Genomic DNA, 15794 nt, shown 5'->3' on the forward strand with positions numbered 1-15794 from the left:
GCAGTCGATGAAAGCGTCGGCTTAGCGACCCTTCTTCCAGAGATACCCACCCACCACAATCCCGACACCACAAATAATCGCCACGTAATAAGCCGGCCCCATCGGGCTTTCCTTCAGCAGCAGAGTAACAACCATCGGGGTCAGGCCGCCAAAGACGGCGTAAGCCAGGTTGTAGGAAAACGACAACCCGCTGAAGCGCACCACCGCCGGGAAGGCCTTGACCATCACGTACGGCACCGCACCGATAGTACCGACCAGCAAACCGGTCAGCGCATACATCGGGAACAGCCAGTCGGGGTGGTTGAACAGGCTGTGATAGAAGGTCCACGACGTCAGCAGCAGCAAGCCGCTACCGAACACGAACACCCGGCCCGCGCCGAAGCGGTCAGCCAATGCCCCGGAGGCCACGCAGCCCAGGCTGAGGAACACGATGGCCAGGCTATTGGCCTGCAACGCGGTAGTCGGCGCGAAGTGGTAAACGGTCTGCAGCACGGTCGGGGTCATGAGAATGACCACGATAATGCCGGCGGACAGCAGCCAAGTCAGCAGCATGGAAATCAGAATCGCACCGCGATGGTCACGCAACACCGCGCGCAGCGGCACTTCTTCGGCCAGCGCTTTGCGCAATTGCAGTTCGGCGAACACCGGGGTTTCGTGCAGCCAGCGGCGCAGATAAACCGAAAACAGGCCAAACACACCGCCCAGCAGGAACGGGATCCGCCAGGCGTAATCCGAGACTTCAACCGGCGTGTAAATACTGTTAATGGCGGTGGCGACCAGCGAGCCCAAAAGAATACCGGCGGTCAGACCGCTGGTCAGCGTGCCACAGGCATAACCGATGTGCCGCTGCGGCACGTGTTCGGAAACGAATACCCAGGCCCCCGGCACTTCACCGCCAATCGCCGCGCCCTGAATCACCCGCATCAGCAGCAACAGGATCGGCGCCCACATACCGATCTGCGCATAAGTCGGCAGCAAGCCCATGATCAGGGTCGGCACCGCCATCATGAAAATGCTCAAGGTGAACATCTTCTTGCGTCCCAGCAGGTCACCGAAGTGCGCCATGACGATACCGCCCAACGGCCGCGCCAGGTAGCCGGCGGCGAAGATGCCGAACGTCTGCATCAGGCGCAGCCACTCGGGCATGTCGGCGGGGAAGAACAGTTTGCCGACCACCGTGGCGAAGAATACGAAAATGATGAAGTCGTAAAACTCCAGCGCGCCGCCCAAGGCAGACAGCGATAGCGTCTTATAGTCGTTGCGGGTCAGCGGACGTGCGGATTGGGTGGGCTGCGCGATGCTCGAGGGCGCTGTGGTCATGGCAAGGGCTTCTCTTATAGTCGGATCTGCAACCTCAACAACGCTGGCAGAGGCTTGGGCAGGTTCGGCACGATAGCAAATTGTTCGAAAAAGCACATAGAGGTGCGTATTTGACGGTCAAAATGAGAACCGGACGGTCGTCTCGGAGTCTACCGATCGATATACTCGCAACATTGCAACGGCTTGTAAGGGGTTGCTGTGCGAAACCGTCGTTGGTATCCGCCAGCCGATTTCGCAGAGTTTCCCTTTAGGCGCCTTACGAAAAACGTGACGAACGTAGTATGTTCGGGGCTGAATCGTTTTTCCTGGAGACGGCTATTCAACCTGAAGTACCAATGAAGAGTCACGGGTCAGAGGCACCCCCGGCATGATAGAGCTCGAACAAGAAGATCCAATCCCGCAAGGCGACCTGGCCCTGCAAATCACCGCGCTTCCGCGCGAAACCAATGGCTTTGGCGATATTTTCGGCGGCTGGCTGGTGGCGCAGATGGATTTGGCTGGCACCGCAATGGCCAGCAAGGTGGCCGGTGGTCGCGTGGCCACCGTGGCGATCGATCGCATGGCGTTCCTGGTGCCGGTAGCGGTGGGCGCTCAGCTCTCCTTCTATACCCAGGCCCTGGAAATCGGCCGCAGCTCGATTCAGATGATGGTCGAAGTCTGGAGCGACGATCCACTGTCCAGCGAATGGCGTAAAGTCACCGAAGCCGTCTTCGTGTTCGTCGCCATCGACGGCAGCGGCCGCACCCGCTCGGTTCCGCCTAGAGCTCGTTAAACCGGAGCTGGTAAAAAACGGCGCGTTAAACCCGGCGACCGTTTTGCGGTCCATTGCAGTCATTGTTCCTGATTGAGAGTTGCCCCATGAGCACGCCCAACGTTGAAGCCGTGAAACTGGATGAACTGAACTGCTGGCGCATCCGCCACGGTCAGGCCGAATTGCTGGTGGCCCAGCAAGGCGCACACATCCTCAGTTATCAACTGGCCGGCGAACCGCCGCTGATCTGGCTCAACGACGAGGCGGTGTTCAAGGCCGGCAAAAGCATCCGTGCCGGCGTGCCGGTGTGCTGGCCATGGTTCGGCAACCTGTCGCGCAACCCGCAGAGTGTCCAGGCCATGTGCGACAGCCAGGAACCGCCGAGCGCCCATGGTCTGGTGCGGGCGATGGACTGGGAACTGGGTGGCATCGAAGCTGAGGGCGAAAGCCTGAAGGTGGAATTCGTCCTGCCCTACCCCGAAAACGGTCTGCCGGGATGGCCGCATCAGGTGGACTTGAAACTGAGCATTCGTCTGGATGAGCAGTTGCATATCAACCTGACGAGCGAAAACAAGGGTGCCAAACACGTCACGATCAGCCAGGCACTGCATAGCTATTTCGCGGTCAGCGATGTGCGCAACGTACACGTTGAAGGGCTGAAGGGCTTGAGCTATATCGAAACCCTGGACGACTGGAAAACCGTCACCCAGACCGGTGATTTGCGTTTTGCCGGGGAGACCGACCGCATCTATCTCAATACCCCGCCGAAGCTGAGCATCGTTGACCCGCACTGGGAGCGACGCATCGAACTGACCAGCAGTGGTTCGCGTTCGGCAGTGATCTGGAACCCTTGGATTGACCGTGCGGCGGCGTTTAGCGACATGGCCGACGATGGCTGGCAGCGCATGCTGTGCATTGAAACGGCGAATGTGATGGACGATGTGGTGACGCTGGCACCGGGGGCGAGTCATACCCTGGGCGTGAGCATCGCCAGCAAATCCCTTTAACACCACATTTTGATCTGTGCCAGGCTGACTGGCGCGTTACAAATCCGACTCTTTGACCACCCGCACCTGCGCTGCATCCAGCGCATAAGCCGCATCCGCCAGGTCGTTGTTGACCGTCTCGATCTTCAACGTGCCAGTCACCCACAGCGGTGTGTAGATGTCATTCAGCTTCAAGCCTTTTGGATAACGCACCAGCACCAACTGGTTAGGTGGCGGTGGCGGCACGTGGATGCAAGCGCCCGGATACGGCACAAGGAAGAACAACGTGCTGCGGCCTTTGGCGTCGGATTCTAGCGGTACCGGATAACCGCCAATGCGGATGTGTTTGTCGTTCATCGACGGCACGGTTTTGGTCGAGTACATCACCGCCGGCAAGCCCTTGCTCTGCTTCATGCCACCCTTTTGGGTAAAGGTGCCATTGGCTTCCGGGGAGTTGTGATCGATTTCGGGCATGGCCTCGAGGGCTTTCTGGTCCGACTTGGGCATCAGTTCGAGCCAGTCGGTTTCCGGCAGTTCGCCGGCATGGGCCAAACCACTGCCCAGGAAGAGAAGAGTCAACAGAAGACGGCGCATGAAAGTGCTCGGCAAAAGAAAGGACGATGCAACGCCGAGCATTCTAGCCCTCTCCGGCGATGGCGCAGAGAGGGCTTTGTCGCTTCAATTAGTTCTTTTTTTGATCAGGCCGTAGATCACCAGCAATACCACCGCGCCCAACAGCGCACCGATGAAACCTGCGCCTTCGCCAGCGCGGTAAATGCCCAGGGCCTGGCCGCCGTAAGTGGCCGCCAGCGAACCGCCGATACCGAGCAGGATGGTCATGATCCAGCCCATGCTGTCATCGCCCGGTTTCAAAAACCGAGCCAGCAGGCCGACGATCAAACCGATAAAGATGGTTCCGATAATTCCCATGGCATTTCCCTCTGAATGATTTGGTGTGTCCTGTCTCACCAATACGTTCCTCTTTTGACGAGTGGCTGTTGTCGTCAGGCAAGGCGCCGCGACGAGTCATAGCGCGCTATGGCGAGGAGCGGCAACGCAGCATGACGGCAACAGACGCTGTCAAAAAGGAACAGTATTGGTGAGACAGGACACCTAGCCGAAGCCTAGACAGACTTTGGCATCCTGCCATCAGAGAACGGCGGCCCCTGAAGGTTCCGCCGCCGCCACATGAAACTATTCGGCGATGAGCGCTTCGACCTTGAGGATCTGCGCAGCCAACGTCTCACGGTCTGCACAGCGCAGATTGGCGTGACCGACCTTGCGGCCGACCTTGAAGGCCTTGCCGTAGTGATGCAGATGGCAGTCGTCGATCGCGATCACTTTTTCTACTGGCGGCACGACACCGATGAAGTTGAGCATCGCGCTCTCGCCGACCTTGGCCGTCGAACCCAGCGGCAAACCGGCGACGGCCCGCAGGTGGTTTTCGAACTGGCTGCACTCGGCGCCTTCAGTGGTCCAATGCCCGGAGTTGTGTACGCGCGGGGCGATTTCGTTGGCCTTGAGGCCGCCGTCGACTTCGAAGAACTCGAACGCCATCACGCCGACGTACTCCAGCTGCTTGAGCACCCGGCTGGAGTAATCTTCAGCCAACGCTTGCAACGGGTGGTCGGTGCTGGCCACGGACAGCTTGAGAATGCCGCTGTCGTGGGTGTTGTGAACCAGCGGATAGAACCTGGTTTCGCCATCGCGAGCACGCACGGCAATCAGCGAGACTTCGCCAGTGAACGGCACGAAACCTTCCAGCAGGCAGGCAACGCTGCCCAGCTCGGCGAAAGTGCCGACCACGTCTTCAGGCTTGCGCAGGACTTTCTGGCCCTTGCCGTCGTAACCCAGGGTGCGGGTTTTCAGCACGGCCGGCAGACCGATGGAAGCCACGGCTGCGTCCAGATCGGCTTGCGACTGGATGTCGGCGAACGCGGGAGTTGGAATCCCCAGGTCCTTGAACATGCTCTTCTCGAACCAGCGATCGCGAGCGATGCGCAGCGCTTCGGCGCTCGGGTACACCGGGACGAATTGCGACAGGAATGCCACGGTTTCGGCCGGGACGCTTTCGAACTCGAAGGTCACCAGATCGACTTCATCGGCCAACTGACGCAGGTGATCCTGATCGCCATAATCGGCCCGCAGATGTTCGCCCAACGCAGCTGCGCAAGCATCCGGCGCCGGGTCCAGGAAAGCGAAGTTCATGCCCAGCGGAGTGCCCGCCAGCGCCAACATGCGACCCAACTGGCCGCCACCGATTACACCGATTTTCATCGTCAACAACCTCAGGCGATGCGTGGGTCTGGATTGTCCAGGACGCTGTCTGTCTGCTCAGCGCGGAATTTCTTCAACACAGTATGAAATTGCGGATGCTTGGCGCCCAGGATGCTCGCCGAGAGCAGCGCTGCGTTGATCGCGCCGGCCTTGCCGATGGCCAGGGTGGCAACCGGAATGCCTGCAGGCATTTGCACGATAGACAGCAGCGAATCGACGCCCGAGAGCATCGACGACTGCACCGGCACGCCCAGCACCGGCAGGTGGGTCTTGGCCGCACACATGCCTGGCAGGTGGGCCGCGCCGCCAGCACCGGCGATGATCACCTCGATGCCACGGGCCTCGGCCTCTTCGGCATACTGGAACAGCAGGTCCGGGGTGCGGTGGGCAGAGACCACTTTCACCTCGTAAGGGATGCCGAGCTTTTCCAGCATATCGGCGGTGTGGCTAAGGGTGGACCAATCGGACTTGGAGCCCATGATCACGCCAACCAGTGCACTCATCGTCGTGCCTCTTCTCTCTGGGCGCCCGCAGGCGCGTCAAAAAACAACAAGCCACGCAGAATGCGTGGCTTGATTGTACGAAAAATGGCCGGACGAACCGGCCGAAGGCCGCGCAGTATACCTCAATGAGGCAGATAAACAGCCCCTGTGACGACCATCCGTCATGGAAACCAGGAATTGAGTTGTTGACCTGCGAGTTAGCTTATTGCCCATGCTGCGAATATTACATTCAATAGGCATAAACCGCTGCAAGTGTTTTCCAGCCACAACTTGTAAAACCAAGAACATAAAATAACACAACCGATCAATTGCCATAACTTCGCAAGCTATATATCGTCCAAGTTCAATCAAGTCACCCGAACACGGAAGTTCAAATAGCATGAAAAAACCAATTGTAATTATGGTCATTATTCACGACGACCTTAAGAAGCATCATAAAGACAAGCTGTACGCTGATCATTTTGCCTGGCTAAAAACCGAACTTGAATTTGTTTCGCAACGCGAAGTCTTGATCAATATGTCCGAACCGGGCGACGCTCCTGACCTGTCCGGATATAACTATAAGAACGAAGATGAAATGGCCGCGCTGCTGGGTTGGAGAGACAGGCTTCACGACGCGTACACCGAAATGTCAAAGAATCAAAATTTTGACCGGAATCTCATCAAATTCATCTTGTTAACCCGAAACAACATGCATGAAAAAGCAGGCGGTGTACTTGGACTTCAAGCCGGTGTAGCCGCTATTAAAGGCCACTGCGCCATTGCAGCTACGACATTTACCCAGGCACCAGCACATGAAATCGGTCACATGCTGGGGGCGACTCACGAGGACAGTGAAGTCGTCTATGACGGTTGGTGGCACGACTCCATCATGCTGGCGGATCCGTTCACACCACTACGGGGCAACGCTTATCGTTTCAGCGACAAAAACAGGGACAACATTCGCCAGTACCTCAGTCGGCTCCCTTAAGAGCAAACTTAAGGATAAAAAACTTCAGATCGAATTAAGGAACATTAATTGAACAGGAATTCATATGCACAGTAAAAAACCTCTCCTCGTCATGGTCTTCGTTCACGACGACCTTGCGGATTACAACAGAAACACGTTGTATGACAATCACCTGGCATGGCTTATTCCCGAACTTGAGGAAATCTCGGGACGAGACGTTGCCATCATCATGCTCGAAAAAAACAGGGCACCGGAACTGACGAGCTTCGACTACCGGAACGAGAATGAAGTCGCCGCGCTTCGTACATGGACAGACCAGATAAGCGGCTTGTTATATGAAGCGTCCTTGACCAAACCCTACGATTTGAATATCAACAAGTTTCTCCTGTTGACCCGGTATAACATTAATAACTCGGTCCGTGGCATCGCCACGATGACAGGCCACTGCGGCATTGCAGCGATCACCTCTTACCGTAACGCCGCACATGAAATCGGTCACATGTTTGGCGCGACTCACGAAGACAGTGAAGTTGCCTACGATGGCTGGTGGAACGACACAATCATGAGTACCGACAATTTCTCCCCGTTTCGTGGCAACGTTTATCGTTTCAGCGACAAAAACAAAGACAACATTCGCAATCATCTCAACCAATTTCCGTAAGCGCGTCCTCTCACGGCGACATGACTCCATCAGGAAGCCGGGCTCGCCGCGCTGCCCTCTAACTTGCGCCACAACAACCGCACATTCGCCTTGCGCACCAGTGCACAGCGATAGAGACGAATCTCCAGTGGCACGTGCCATTGCGGGCCGCCGCAGATCACCAGTTCACCCCGAGCCAGCTCGGCGCGGACACTGAGCTGCGGCACCCAGGCGATACCCAATCCTTCCAGTGCCATGCTTTTGAGGCTGTCAGCCATGGCGGTCTCATAAATGGTGGTGAATCGCAGCGCTCGTTGACGCAGGAGCATGTTGACCGAGCGCCCCAGAAATGCCCCGGCGCTGTAGGCCAACAACGGCACGCTGGCCTCGCCTTCCAGGTCGAACAAGGGTTTGCCATCGGCATCGGCGGCGCAGACCGGAAGCATTTCGGTGTCCCCCAGATGCAGCGACGGGAAAATTTCCGGGTCCATTTGCATGGCCGCATCCGGGTCGTAAAACGCCAGCATCAGATCGCAGCCGCCTTCACGCAATGCATGCACCGCATCGCCGACGTTGGTGGCCACCAGTCGCGTCGCGATGTTCAGCCCTTCGTTACGCAACTGCGCGATCCAGCGCGGGAAGAAACCCAACGCCAGGGAGTGAGCGGCGGAAACCTGAATCACCTCGCCCTGCCCGCCTTCCAGATGATGAAGGTGGCGCAGCACTTCGCCCAGCTGTTCGACCACGGTTCGCGCAGTGACTAGAAATAACTGCCCCGCCGCCGTCAGCTCGACCGGGGTGCGGGAGCGATTGACCAGTGTCAGGCCCAGCGCGGCTTCGAGGCTGCGGATTCGCCGACTGAATGCAGGCTGGGTCACGAAGCGTCGTTCCGCCGCCTGGGAGAAGCTGCGGGTGGCCGCCAGAGCACTAAAGTCCTCGAGCCATTTGCTTTCCAGATTCATCACGCCCTCCCGGACACGCACCAATTTAGGTCACACGCTCGCCGAACACGCGGCGTCACACGGACATTATGCCGAATGTGCATAGGCTAGTGTTTAACAGCATTGGCCCAAAATAGTTCACCAGCCTAGCATTTGCAGCGTTCCGGCACAGACCGGGTCCATATCGAGATGATTTCTATCATGTCTTCCGCTGCATCTTTCCGCACAGAAAAAGACCTGCTTGGCGTACTCGAAGTACCTGCTCAAGCGTATTACGGCATCCAGACCCTGCGAGCGGTGAATAACTTCCGCCTCTCCGGCGTTCCGATTTCGCATTACCCGAAACTGGTTGTCGGTCTGGCAATGGTCAAACAGGCCGCCGCTGACGCCAACCGCGAGTTGGGTCACCTGAGCGAAGCCAAGCACGCTGCCATCAGCGAAGCCTGTGCCCGATTGATCCGCGGCGATTTCCACGAAGAATTCGTGGTGGACATGATTCAAGGCGGCGCTGGCACTTCAACCAACATGAATGCCAACGAAGTCATCGCCAACATCGCGCTGGAGGCCATGGGCCACAGCAAGGGCGAATACCAGTACCTGCACCCGAACAACGACGTGAACATGGCGCAGTCGACCAACGACGCCTACCCGACCGCGATCCGTCTGGGTCTGCTGCTGGGTCACGATGCACTGTTGGCCAGCCTCGACAGCCTGATCCAGTCGTTCGCCGCCAAAGGTGAAGAATTCAGCCACGTTCTGAAGATGGGTCGTACCCAACTGCAAGACGCCGTGCCGATGACCCTGGGCCAGGAGTTCCGCGCCTTCGCCACTACCCTGAGCGAAGACCTGGCGCGCCTGAAGACCCTGGCACCGGAGCTGCTGACCGAAGTGAACCTGGGCGGCACCGCGATCGGTACCGGCATCAACGCCGACCCGCGTTACCAGGCCCTGGCCGTTCAGCGTCTGGCAACCATCAGCGGTCAACCGCTGGTGCCGGCCGCCGACCTGATCGAAGCCACCTCCGACATGGGCGCCTTCGTGCTGTTCTCCGGCATGCTCAAGCGCACCGCGGTCAAGCTGTCGAAGATCTGCAACGACCTGCGCCTGCTGTCCAGCGGCCCACGCACCGGCATCAACGAAATCAACCTGCCAGCGCGTCAGCCAGGCAGCTCGATCATGCCAGGCAAGGTCAACCCGGTTATCCCTGAAGCCGTGAACCAGGTGGCGTTCCAGATCATCGGCAACGACCTGGCCCTGACCATCGCGGCCGAAGGCGGCCAGTTGCAACTGAACGTGATGGAGCCGCTGATCGCCTTCAAGATCTTCGACTCGATCCGCCTGCTGCAACGCGCCATGGACATGCTGCGCGAGCACTGCATCGTCGGCATCACCGCCAACGAAGAGCGCTGCCGTGAACTGGTCGAACACTCGATCGGCCTGGTCACCGCGCTGAACCCGTACATCGGCTATGAAAACGCCACCCGCATTGCCCGTATCGCTCTTGAAAGCGGCCGCGGCGTGCTGGAACTGGTCCGCGAAGAAGGCTTGCTCGACGAAGAAATGCTCGCCGACATCCTGCGCCCGGAAAATATGATTGCTCCGCGTCTGGTGCCTCTGAAGGCTTAACCAAACGCTCGCTCTTCAATGAAGAGCACGCTCACCAGGTCGAGGGACTAGACACCTCTCACCTTTTGAGGGCTTGGGGATCTACTCCCTCAAGCCCTTTTTTTTACCCTTTTGCGGATTTTCCAAACATGTTGAATATTTTCAGTTCCGCCAAGATCGCAGCCTTCGGCAGCTCCTACCGGGTTTGAGACCCCCTGTAGAGGCTACCGAAGGCTGCGATTTTTTAGATCTTGCAGCTCTCGTTTCGTCGCTTGCACCACAACCGTGCAGACGGCAGGCACTCTCCTATGTATAGTGCCGGCCCTCTTCGCGTGAGCGGTCGTCGGTAACGAGGCCCAAACCCATGCGAAACCCGAACTAATAACAAACCCGCGATATGGAACGGGGACGAACCTTCGACCCACCTGTTGTGCCACGCGCAATCCGGTGTAACCCGATGTGTCGGACCATCCAGTATTCGCACACACAAAAAATAGCGAGGAATACTCCATGCTCGAAGTCATCAACGACTTCCTCTCAGGGAAAGTACTGATCGTGCTCATTGTCGGGCTCGGTAGCTACTTCACGATCCGCTCGCGTTTCGTTCAGTTCCGTCATTTCTTCCACATGTTCGCGGTGTTCCGTGACAGCTTGCGCAGCAGCTCCGAACAACTCAGCTCGTTCCAGGCCCTGATGCTCAGCCTCGCCGGCCGCGTCGGTGCGGGCAACATCGCCGGTGTCGGCATCGCCGTGACCCTTGGTGGCCCCGGTGCGGTGTTCTGGATGTGGGTGACCGCGCTGGTCGGCATGTCCAGCAGCTTCTTCGAATGCTCCCTCGGCCAGCTCTACAAGCGCTGCGACTCCGAAGGCCAGTTCCGTGGCGGCCCGTCCTTTTACATTCAGCACGGCCTGCAGAAACGCTGGCTGGGCATGATCATGGCCTTCCTGCTGCTGATCACCTTCGGCTTCGCCTTCAACGGCCTGCAAGCCCATGCCGTGACCCACTCGCTGAACAACGCCTTTGGCTTCGACACCACCTATACCGGCCTGGCCCTGGCGGCATTGCTGGGTCTGGTGTTCATCGGCGGTATCAAGCGGATCGCCAAGGTTGCTGACCTGCTGGTCCCGGTGAAAACCCTGGTGTACATCGGCGTGACCATCTATGTGATCGTGCTGCAGTTCGACCACGTTCCGGGCATGTTGGTGACCATCGTGAAAAGCGCCTTTGGTCTGGACCAGGCGTTCGGCGGTCTGATCGGCAGCGCTATCGTCATGGGCGTGAAGCGCGGCGTGTTCGCCAACGAAGCGGGCCTGGGCAGTGCACCGAACGTGGCTGCCGTGGCCTCGGTCGAGCACCCGGTCGCGCAAGGCGTGGTTCAGGCGTTCAGCGTGTTCCTCGACACCTTCGTGATCTGCACCTGCACCGCGTTGCTGATCCTGCTGTCGGGCTTCTACACTCCGGGCTTCGAAGGCGACGGCATTGCCCTGACCCAGAACTCCCTGGCCGCCGTGGTCGGTGAATGGGGCCGGATGTTCATTTCCGTGGCGCTGGCGTTGTTCGTGTTCACCTCGATCCTCTACAACTACTACCTGGGCGAGAACAACCTGCGCTTCATGATCGGCGAAAACCGCAAGGCACTGATCGCCTATCGTGCGCTGGTACTGGTACTGATCTTCTGGGGTGCCATCGAAAACCTCGGCACGGTGTTCGCCTTCGCCGACATCACCATGACCCTGCTGGCCTTCGTGAACCTGATCGCGCTGTTCCTGCTGTTCAAGGTCGGCATGCGCATCCTGCGTGACTACGATGACCAGCGCGCTGCCGGCATCAAGACCCCGGTGTTCGATTCGAGCAAGTTCCCGGATCTGGACCTGGACCTGAAAGCCTGGCCGGCCAATCCGCAAGCCGCCGCTCCTACGGCCGCAGCCGAGCCGCAAGGCGTGACCGCAGCGCAACGCTGATCGGTAAAAAGCCGGGCGCATCCCCTGCGCCCGGCGTGACACAGCTTGCGACCGGCGTCATGCTCGGTCGTATGTTGTGGCAGCTTTTTTGATGCTGCCGTTTTGGTTCGAGCTTGAGATCACATCGGTCGAACGCGACCCCGGTCCATCGCGAGCAGGTCGAATCGTCGCACCGTCGCTCCCACATCGTTTTCGGAGAACCTCCATGAATTCCTCGACTTTTCCTGCTGCCCAGCACGTCATGGTGCTCTACACCGGCGGCACCATCGGCATGCAGGCCAGTGCCCATGGCTTGGCGCCGGCGTCCGGTTTCGAAGCGCGGATGCGCGAGTATCTGCACAGCCAACCTGAACTGGTGGTGCCGCAGTGGCGCTTTCGCGAGATGTCGCCGCTGATCGACAGCGCCAACATGACGCCTGCCTACTGGCAGCAACTGCGTGAAGCCGTGGTCGACGCCGTTGATGTCCAGGGCTGCGACAGCGTGTTGATCCTGCATGGCACCGACACCCTGGCCTATAGCGCCGCGGCCATGAGCTTTCAACTGCTCGGCCTGCATGCCCGCGTTGTGTTCACCGGCTCCATGCTGCCGGCCGGCGTGACCGACAGTGATGCCTGGGAAAACCTGAGCGGTGCGTTGGTTGCTCTTGGCCAGGGCCTGGCACCGGGCGTTCATCTGTACTTCCACGGCGAACTGCTCGACCCGACCCGTTGCGCCAAGGTTCGCAGTTTCGGTCGTCATCCGTTCAAGCGGCTGGAGCGTCAGGGCGGCGGTGTGAAAGCGTCCTCGATACCTGAGCGACTGAACTACAACCAGCCTAAACAGCTGGCGAAGGTCGCGGTGCTGCCGCTGTTCCCCGGCATCGGTGCCGATCAACTGGATGGCCTGCTCAACAGCGGGATTCAGGGTCTGGTACTGGAATGTTATGGCAGCGGTACCGGGCCAAGCGACAACCCAGAGTTTCTCGCCAGCCTGGAACGGGCGCGGGACAAAGATGTGGTGGTGGTCGCGGTTACACAATGTCATGAAGGTGGCGTCGAACTTGACGTGTACGAGGCTGGTAGCCGCTTGCGTGACGCCGGAGTGTTGTCCGGTGGCGGCATGACTCGCGAGGCTGCGTTTGGCAAGTTGCATGGGCTACTGGGCGCAGGGCTTGAAGCCGCTGAAGTTCGGCAGTTGGTTGAACTCGACCTGGGCGGCGAACTGAGCTGACACAACACAAAACCTTGTGGGAGCGGGCTTGCTCGCGAAAGCGGTTGATCAGCCACATTGATGTTGGATGTACCGCCGCCTTCGCGGGCAAGCCCCAATACCTGTCAGTTAAGGTGCGGAACCTGTGGGAGCGGGCTTGCTCGCGAAGACGGCGGCACAGTCAACATCGATGTCGCCTGACATACCGCTTTCGCGAGCAAGCCCGCTCCACAGGATCGTCGTTGGGCATATAACTTGCTCGCCTCCAGCTACTTAACGGCTGGAAGCACCCATGCTCCACTCCCACCTCACCACCCTCAACGCTGTCTCCCTGGTGCTCAACACCTTCAAGGCCGAAGGCCTGTCCAGCGAAGCATTGCTGGCCGGCAGCGGCATCAGCGCGGCGGATCTGAGCCGGGCGGACACGCGCATCACCACCAACCAGGAGATGCTGGTTTGCGCCAACGCCGTCGCATTACGCCGCGATATCGGCCTGGAACTGGGCCGGCGGATGCACGTTTCTTCCTACGGCATGCTCGGGTACGCCTTACTCACCAGCGCCACTTTAGGTGACGCCTTGCGGCTGGCGCTGCACTATCCGGCGCTATTGGGAACACTGTTCGAGTTGAGCCTGGAGGAAGAGGACGAGCGCATCTGGCTCACCGCGGGCGACTATCGGGAAAATCCGGCGCTGGCGCCGTTCAATGTCGAGTTTTGCCTGGTCTCGATGAAAGTCACCTGCGAAGACCTGCTCGGCCACCCCCTGCCTCTACTCGGCGCCCGCTTCGAACACCCGGCGCCGGACTATCAGGCGCGCTACGCCGAGCGTTTCGACTGCCCCTTGCAGTTCGATGCTGTGTCCAATGCCTTCGCTTTCGACAAACGCTGGCTCGAACAACCCCTGCCTCTGGCGGACGCCATCACCCATCAGGCCATGGCTGAACGCTGCCGAAAGCAAAACACCGAGTTCACCGGGCGTCAGGCCTGGCTCGGGCGTATCCGCCAACTACTCGCCGCACAACTCAACGCGGCGCCGGGCCTGGATGGGTTGGCTGAACAGTTGAATTGCTCGGCGCGCACCCTGCGGCGACATCTGAAGGACCTGGGCTGCAGCTATCAGGAACTGCTTGATGAGTTGCGCTTCGAGCAGGCCAAGCGAATGCTCTGCGAAGATCAACTGCCGATCTATCGGATTGCCGAGGCGCTGGGGTTCAGCGAGACCGCGAGCTTCCGACATGCGTTTGTGCGCTGGAGTGGCGTGGCGCCGAGCCAGTTCAGGCCTTGAGGATGGCGGCGTTCTTCAGGCCGTCTTCGCGAGCAAGCCCGCTCCCACATTTGACCTTCAGCGAACACAGTATCGATGCACGACGCACATCCACTGTGGGAGCGGGCTTGCTCGCGAAGGCATTCTCAAGAACGCCAAAAGCTTCGCGGGCAAGTCGGATCGCCGCACCGCTCGCTCCTACAGGGTCAGGTGCGTCATTCGAGGGCGTCGGCGTGCCAATAAGGGGCGAATTTCGGTCAAATCTTTTGGCCATATCGATCCCCTTTTGGCCTTTCCTGCCGTTCTCCCAAACGCCGCCCGCCGCAAGACTGTGTGCAACCGAATCAGCCTGCGGAGAACAAGAATGCTGACGATCTACTCGGACGATCACCACTTGCATCACGGCCGTTGTGAATTGATGGACGGGCAATTGATGCCCTGCTTCGAAATGCCTTCACGGGCCGACCATGTGCTGGCACGCGTACAGCACCGCCATCTGGGCCCGGTCGAGGCGCCGCAGGATTTCGGTCTCGGGCCGATCAAGCGCATCCACAGCCGCGATTACCTCGACTTCTTCAAAGGGGCCTGGGCACGCTGGACCGAATTCAATACCGACGGCGACTTGCTGCCCTACACTTGGCCGGCCCGCACCTTGCGCCGGATCATGCCCACCAGCCTGCACGGCCAGCTCGGCTATTACAGCTTCGACGGCAGCGCACCGATTACCGCCGGCACCTGGCAAGCGGCGTATAGCGCGGCACAAGTTGCCCTCACGGCCCAAGCGGTGATCCAGCGCGGAGCCCGCAGTGCTTTCGCCTTGTGTCGTCCACCGGGACACCATGCCGCCAGCGATTTGATGGGCGGTTATTGCTACCTCAACAACGCCGCCATCGCCGCTCAGGCATTCCTCGATCAAGGCCACAAAAAGGTCGCGATCCTCGATGTCGATTACCACCACGGCAACGGCACCCAATCGATTTTCTACGAGCGCAGCGACGTGCTGTTCACCTCGATCCATGGCCACCCGGAAGCCGAGTTTCCGTTCTTCCTCGGTTACGAAGACGAACACGGTGAAGGCGCAGGTGAAGGGTTCAACTTCAACTACCCTTTGCCCGCCGGGTCAGGCTGGGACAGTTGGAGCGCGGCGCTGGAGCAGGCCTGCAAAGAGATCGAAAAGTACGGCGCCGACATCATCGTCGTGTCCCTGGGCGTCGATACATTCAAGGACGACCCAATCTCCCAATTCAAACTCGACAGCCCGGATTATCTGGCGATGGGCGCGCGCATCGCGGGCCTCGGCAAGCCAACGCTGTTCGTGATGGAAGGCGGTTACGCGGTCGAAGAAATCGGCATCAATGCCGTGAACGTTCTCGAAGGTTTTGAAAGCGCCCAGAGGAATTAGAACAA

Annotated in this window: 16 protein-coding genes; 9 read left to right on the plus strand and 7 right to left on the minus strand. The window is 59.2% G+C overall.

The genetic code is table 11. The annotated features are described in order from the left end of the window. Positions 1 to 21: 21 nt before the first annotated feature. A complete protein-coding gene (locus IC37_RS08755) occupies positions 22 to 1320 on the minus strand; it encodes an MFS transporter (protein ID WP_030132473.1) in 1299 nt (432 codons plus the stop codon). A gap of 367 nt (positions 1321 to 1687) precedes the next feature. On the opposite strand from IC37_RS08755, the gene IC37_RS08760 reads away from it, so the two are divergent. Together IC37_RS08760 and IC37_RS08765 are read left to right on the plus strand one after the other, a co-directional pair. Continuing rightward, complete coding sequence (locus IC37_RS08760) at positions 1688 to 2092, plus strand: acyl-CoA thioesterase (RefSeq protein ID WP_007896491.1); 405 nt, start codon at positions 1688 to 1690, stop codon at positions 2090 to 2092. A gap of 86 nt (positions 2093 to 2178) precedes the next feature. Beyond that, the gene (locus tag IC37_RS08765) at positions 2179 to 3078 is read left to right on the plus strand and encodes a D-hexose-6-phosphate mutarotase (protein WP_030132474.1); all 900 of its coding nucleotides are present in this window, start codon (positions 2179 to 2181) and stop codon (positions 3076 to 3078) included. Positions 3079 to 3114: 36 nt separating this feature from the next. Here the strand turns inward: IC37_RS08765 and IC37_RS08770 are convergent, their stop codons facing one another. The 4 genes from IC37_RS08770 to purE all read right to left on the minus strand — a co-directional run bounded on the left by IC37_RS08770 (position 3115) and on the right by purE (position 5837). Continuing rightward, positions 3115 to 3651 (minus strand): DUF3299 domain-containing protein, encoded by a 537-nt coding sequence (locus IC37_RS08770; protein WP_030132475.1) that lies wholly within the window; start codon positions 3649 to 3651, stop codon positions 3115 to 3117. Between the two features lie 84 nt (positions 3652 to 3735). Continuing rightward, positions 3736 to 3987: a GlsB/YeaQ/YmgE family stress response membrane protein gene (locus IC37_RS08775; protein WP_030132476.1), complete on the minus strand. Its 252-nt coding sequence runs from the start codon at positions 3985 to 3987 to the stop codon at positions 3736 to 3738. Positions 3988 to 4251: 264 nt separating this feature from the next. Next, positions 4252 to 5334: a 5-(carboxyamino)imidazole ribonucleotide synthase gene (locus IC37_RS08780; RefSeq protein WP_008007760.1), complete on the minus strand. Its 1083-nt coding sequence runs from the start codon at positions 5332 to 5334 to the stop codon at positions 4252 to 4254. A gap of 11 nt (positions 5335 to 5345) precedes the next feature. Then, positions 5346 to 5837: a 5-(carboxyamino)imidazole ribonucleotide mutase gene (purE, locus tag IC37_RS08785; protein WP_003196369.1), complete on the minus strand. Its 492-nt coding sequence runs from the start codon at positions 5835 to 5837 to the stop codon at positions 5346 to 5348. Positions 5838 to 6216: 379 nt separating this feature from the next. Here purE and IC37_RS08790 point away from each other — a divergent pair, with 379 nt between their 5' ends. Beyond that, positions 6217 to 6807, plus strand: a complete 591-nt coding sequence (locus IC37_RS08790; RefSeq protein ID WP_030132477.1) for a reprolysin-like metallopeptidase — start codon at positions 6217 to 6219, stop codon at positions 6805 to 6807. A gap of 64 nt (positions 6808 to 6871) precedes the next feature. Next, positions 6872 to 7447 (plus strand): reprolysin-like metallopeptidase, encoded by a 576-nt coding sequence (locus tag IC37_RS08795; RefSeq protein WP_030132478.1) that lies wholly within the window; start codon positions 6872 to 6874, stop codon positions 7445 to 7447. A 29-nt stretch (positions 7448 to 7476) separates the two neighbouring features. Here the strand turns inward: IC37_RS08795 and IC37_RS08800 are convergent, their stop codons facing one another. Continuing rightward, on the minus strand, positions 7477 to 8388 hold the full coding sequence (locus IC37_RS08800; protein ID WP_030132479.1) for a LysR substrate-binding domain-containing protein: 912 nt from the start codon (positions 8386 to 8388) through the stop codon (positions 7477 to 7479). A gap of 180 nt (positions 8389 to 8568) precedes the next feature. Between IC37_RS08800 and aspA the strand changes: the two genes are divergently transcribed. From aspA to IC37_RS08820, 4 genes are all read left to right on the plus strand, one after another. After that, the gene (gene aspA / locus IC37_RS08805; protein ID WP_030132480.1) at positions 8569 to 9993 is read left to right on the plus strand and encodes an aspartate ammonia-lyase; all 1425 of its coding nucleotides are present in this window, start codon (positions 8569 to 8571) and stop codon (positions 9991 to 9993) included. A 489-nt stretch (positions 9994 to 10482) separates the two neighbouring features. After that, positions 10483 to 11934 (plus strand): sodium:alanine symporter family protein, encoded by a 1452-nt coding sequence (locus IC37_RS08810; RefSeq protein ID WP_030132481.1) that lies wholly within the window; start codon positions 10483 to 10485, stop codon positions 11932 to 11934. Positions 11935 to 12139: 205 nt separating this feature from the next. After that, positions 12140 to 13144 carry an asparaginase gene (locus IC37_RS08815; protein ID WP_030132482.1) on the plus strand — a complete coding sequence of 335 codons (1005 nt, stop codon included), beginning with the start codon at positions 12140 to 12142 and terminating at the stop codon, positions 13142 to 13144. A gap of 271 nt (positions 13145 to 13415) precedes the next feature. Further along, positions 13416 to 14408 (plus strand): AraC family transcriptional regulator, encoded by a 993-nt coding sequence (locus IC37_RS08820; protein WP_030132483.1) that lies wholly within the window; start codon positions 13416 to 13418, stop codon positions 14406 to 14408. Here IC37_RS08820 and IC37_RS08825 read toward each other — a convergent pair. Beyond that, the gene (locus tag IC37_RS08825; RefSeq protein WP_030132484.1) at positions 14398 to 14661 is read right to left on the minus strand and encodes a hypothetical protein; all 264 of its coding nucleotides are present in this window, start codon (positions 14659 to 14661) and stop codon (positions 14398 to 14400) included. The genes IC37_RS08820 and IC37_RS08825 overlap by 11 nt on opposite strands. 90 nt (positions 14662 to 14751) lie before the next feature. Between IC37_RS08825 and IC37_RS08830 the strand changes: the two genes are divergently transcribed. Beyond that, complete coding sequence (locus IC37_RS08830; RefSeq protein WP_030132485.1) at positions 14752 to 15789, plus strand: histone deacetylase family protein; 1038 nt, start codon at positions 14752 to 14754, stop codon at positions 15787 to 15789. Positions 15790 to 15794: the final 5 nt, after the last annotated feature.

It is taken from the genome of Pseudomonas sp. QTF5 (genome assembly GCF_000512695.2).
Lineage (GTDB): Bacteria > Pseudomonadota > Gammaproteobacteria > Pseudomonadales > Pseudomonadaceae > Aquipseudomonas.

Excerpts from the sequence above, each read along its gene's own strand:
- IC37_RS08770 (WP_030132475.1), bottom strand. The coding sequence starts at position 3,651 with ATGCGCCGTCTTCTGTTGACTCTTCTCTTCCTGGGCAGTGGTTTGGCC.
- IC37_RS08830 (WP_030132485.1), top strand. The coding sequence starts at position 14,752 with ATGCTGACGATCTACTCGGACGATCACCACTTGCATCACGGCCGTTGT.
- purE (WP_003196369.1), bottom strand. The coding sequence starts at position 5,837 with ATGAGTGCACTGGTTGGCGTGATCATGGGCTCCAAGTCCGATTGGTCC.
- IC37_RS08760 (WP_007896491.1), top strand. The coding sequence starts at position 1,688 with ATGATAGAGCTCGAACAAGAAGATCCAATCCCGCAAGGCGACCTGGCC.
- IC37_RS08765 (WP_030132474.1), top strand. The coding sequence starts at position 2,179 with ATGAGCACGCCCAACGTTGAAGCCGTGAAACTGGATGAACTGAACTGC.
- IC37_RS08755 (WP_030132473.1), bottom strand. The coding sequence starts at position 1,320 with ATGACCACAGCGCCCTCGAGCATCGCGCAGCCCACCCAATCCGCACGT.
- IC37_RS08795 (WP_030132478.1), top strand. The coding sequence starts at position 6,872 with ATGCACAGTAAAAAACCTCTCCTCGTCATGGTCTTCGTTCACGACGAC.
- IC37_RS08810 (WP_030132481.1), top strand. The coding sequence starts at position 10,483 with ATGCTCGAAGTCATCAACGACTTCCTCTCAGGGAAAGTACTGATCGTG.
- IC37_RS08800 (WP_030132479.1), bottom strand. The coding sequence starts at position 8,388 with ATGAATCTGGAAAGCAAATGGCTCGAGGACTTTAGTGCTCTGGCGGCC.
- IC37_RS08825 (WP_030132484.1), bottom strand. The coding sequence starts at position 14,661 with ATGGCCAAAAGATTTGACCGAAATTCGCCCCTTATTGGCACGCCGACG.
- aspA (WP_030132480.1), top strand. The coding sequence starts at position 8,569 with ATGTCTTCCGCTGCATCTTTCCGCACAGAAAAAGACCTGCTTGGCGTA.
- IC37_RS08780 (WP_008007760.1), bottom strand. The coding sequence starts at position 5,334 with ATGAAAATCGGTGTAATCGGTGGCGGCCAGTTGGGTCGCATGTTGGCG.
- IC37_RS08775 (WP_030132476.1), bottom strand. The coding sequence starts at position 3,987 with ATGGGAATTATCGGAACCATCTTTATCGGTTTGATCGTCGGCCTGCTG.
- IC37_RS08790 (WP_030132477.1), top strand. The coding sequence starts at position 6,217 with ATGAAAAAACCAATTGTAATTATGGTCATTATTCACGACGACCTTAAG.
- IC37_RS08820 (WP_030132483.1), top strand. The coding sequence starts at position 13,416 with ATGCTCCACTCCCACCTCACCACCCTCAACGCTGTCTCCCTGGTGCTC.
- IC37_RS08815 (WP_030132482.1), top strand. The coding sequence starts at position 12,140 with ATGAATTCCTCGACTTTTCCTGCTGCCCAGCACGTCATGGTGCTCTAC.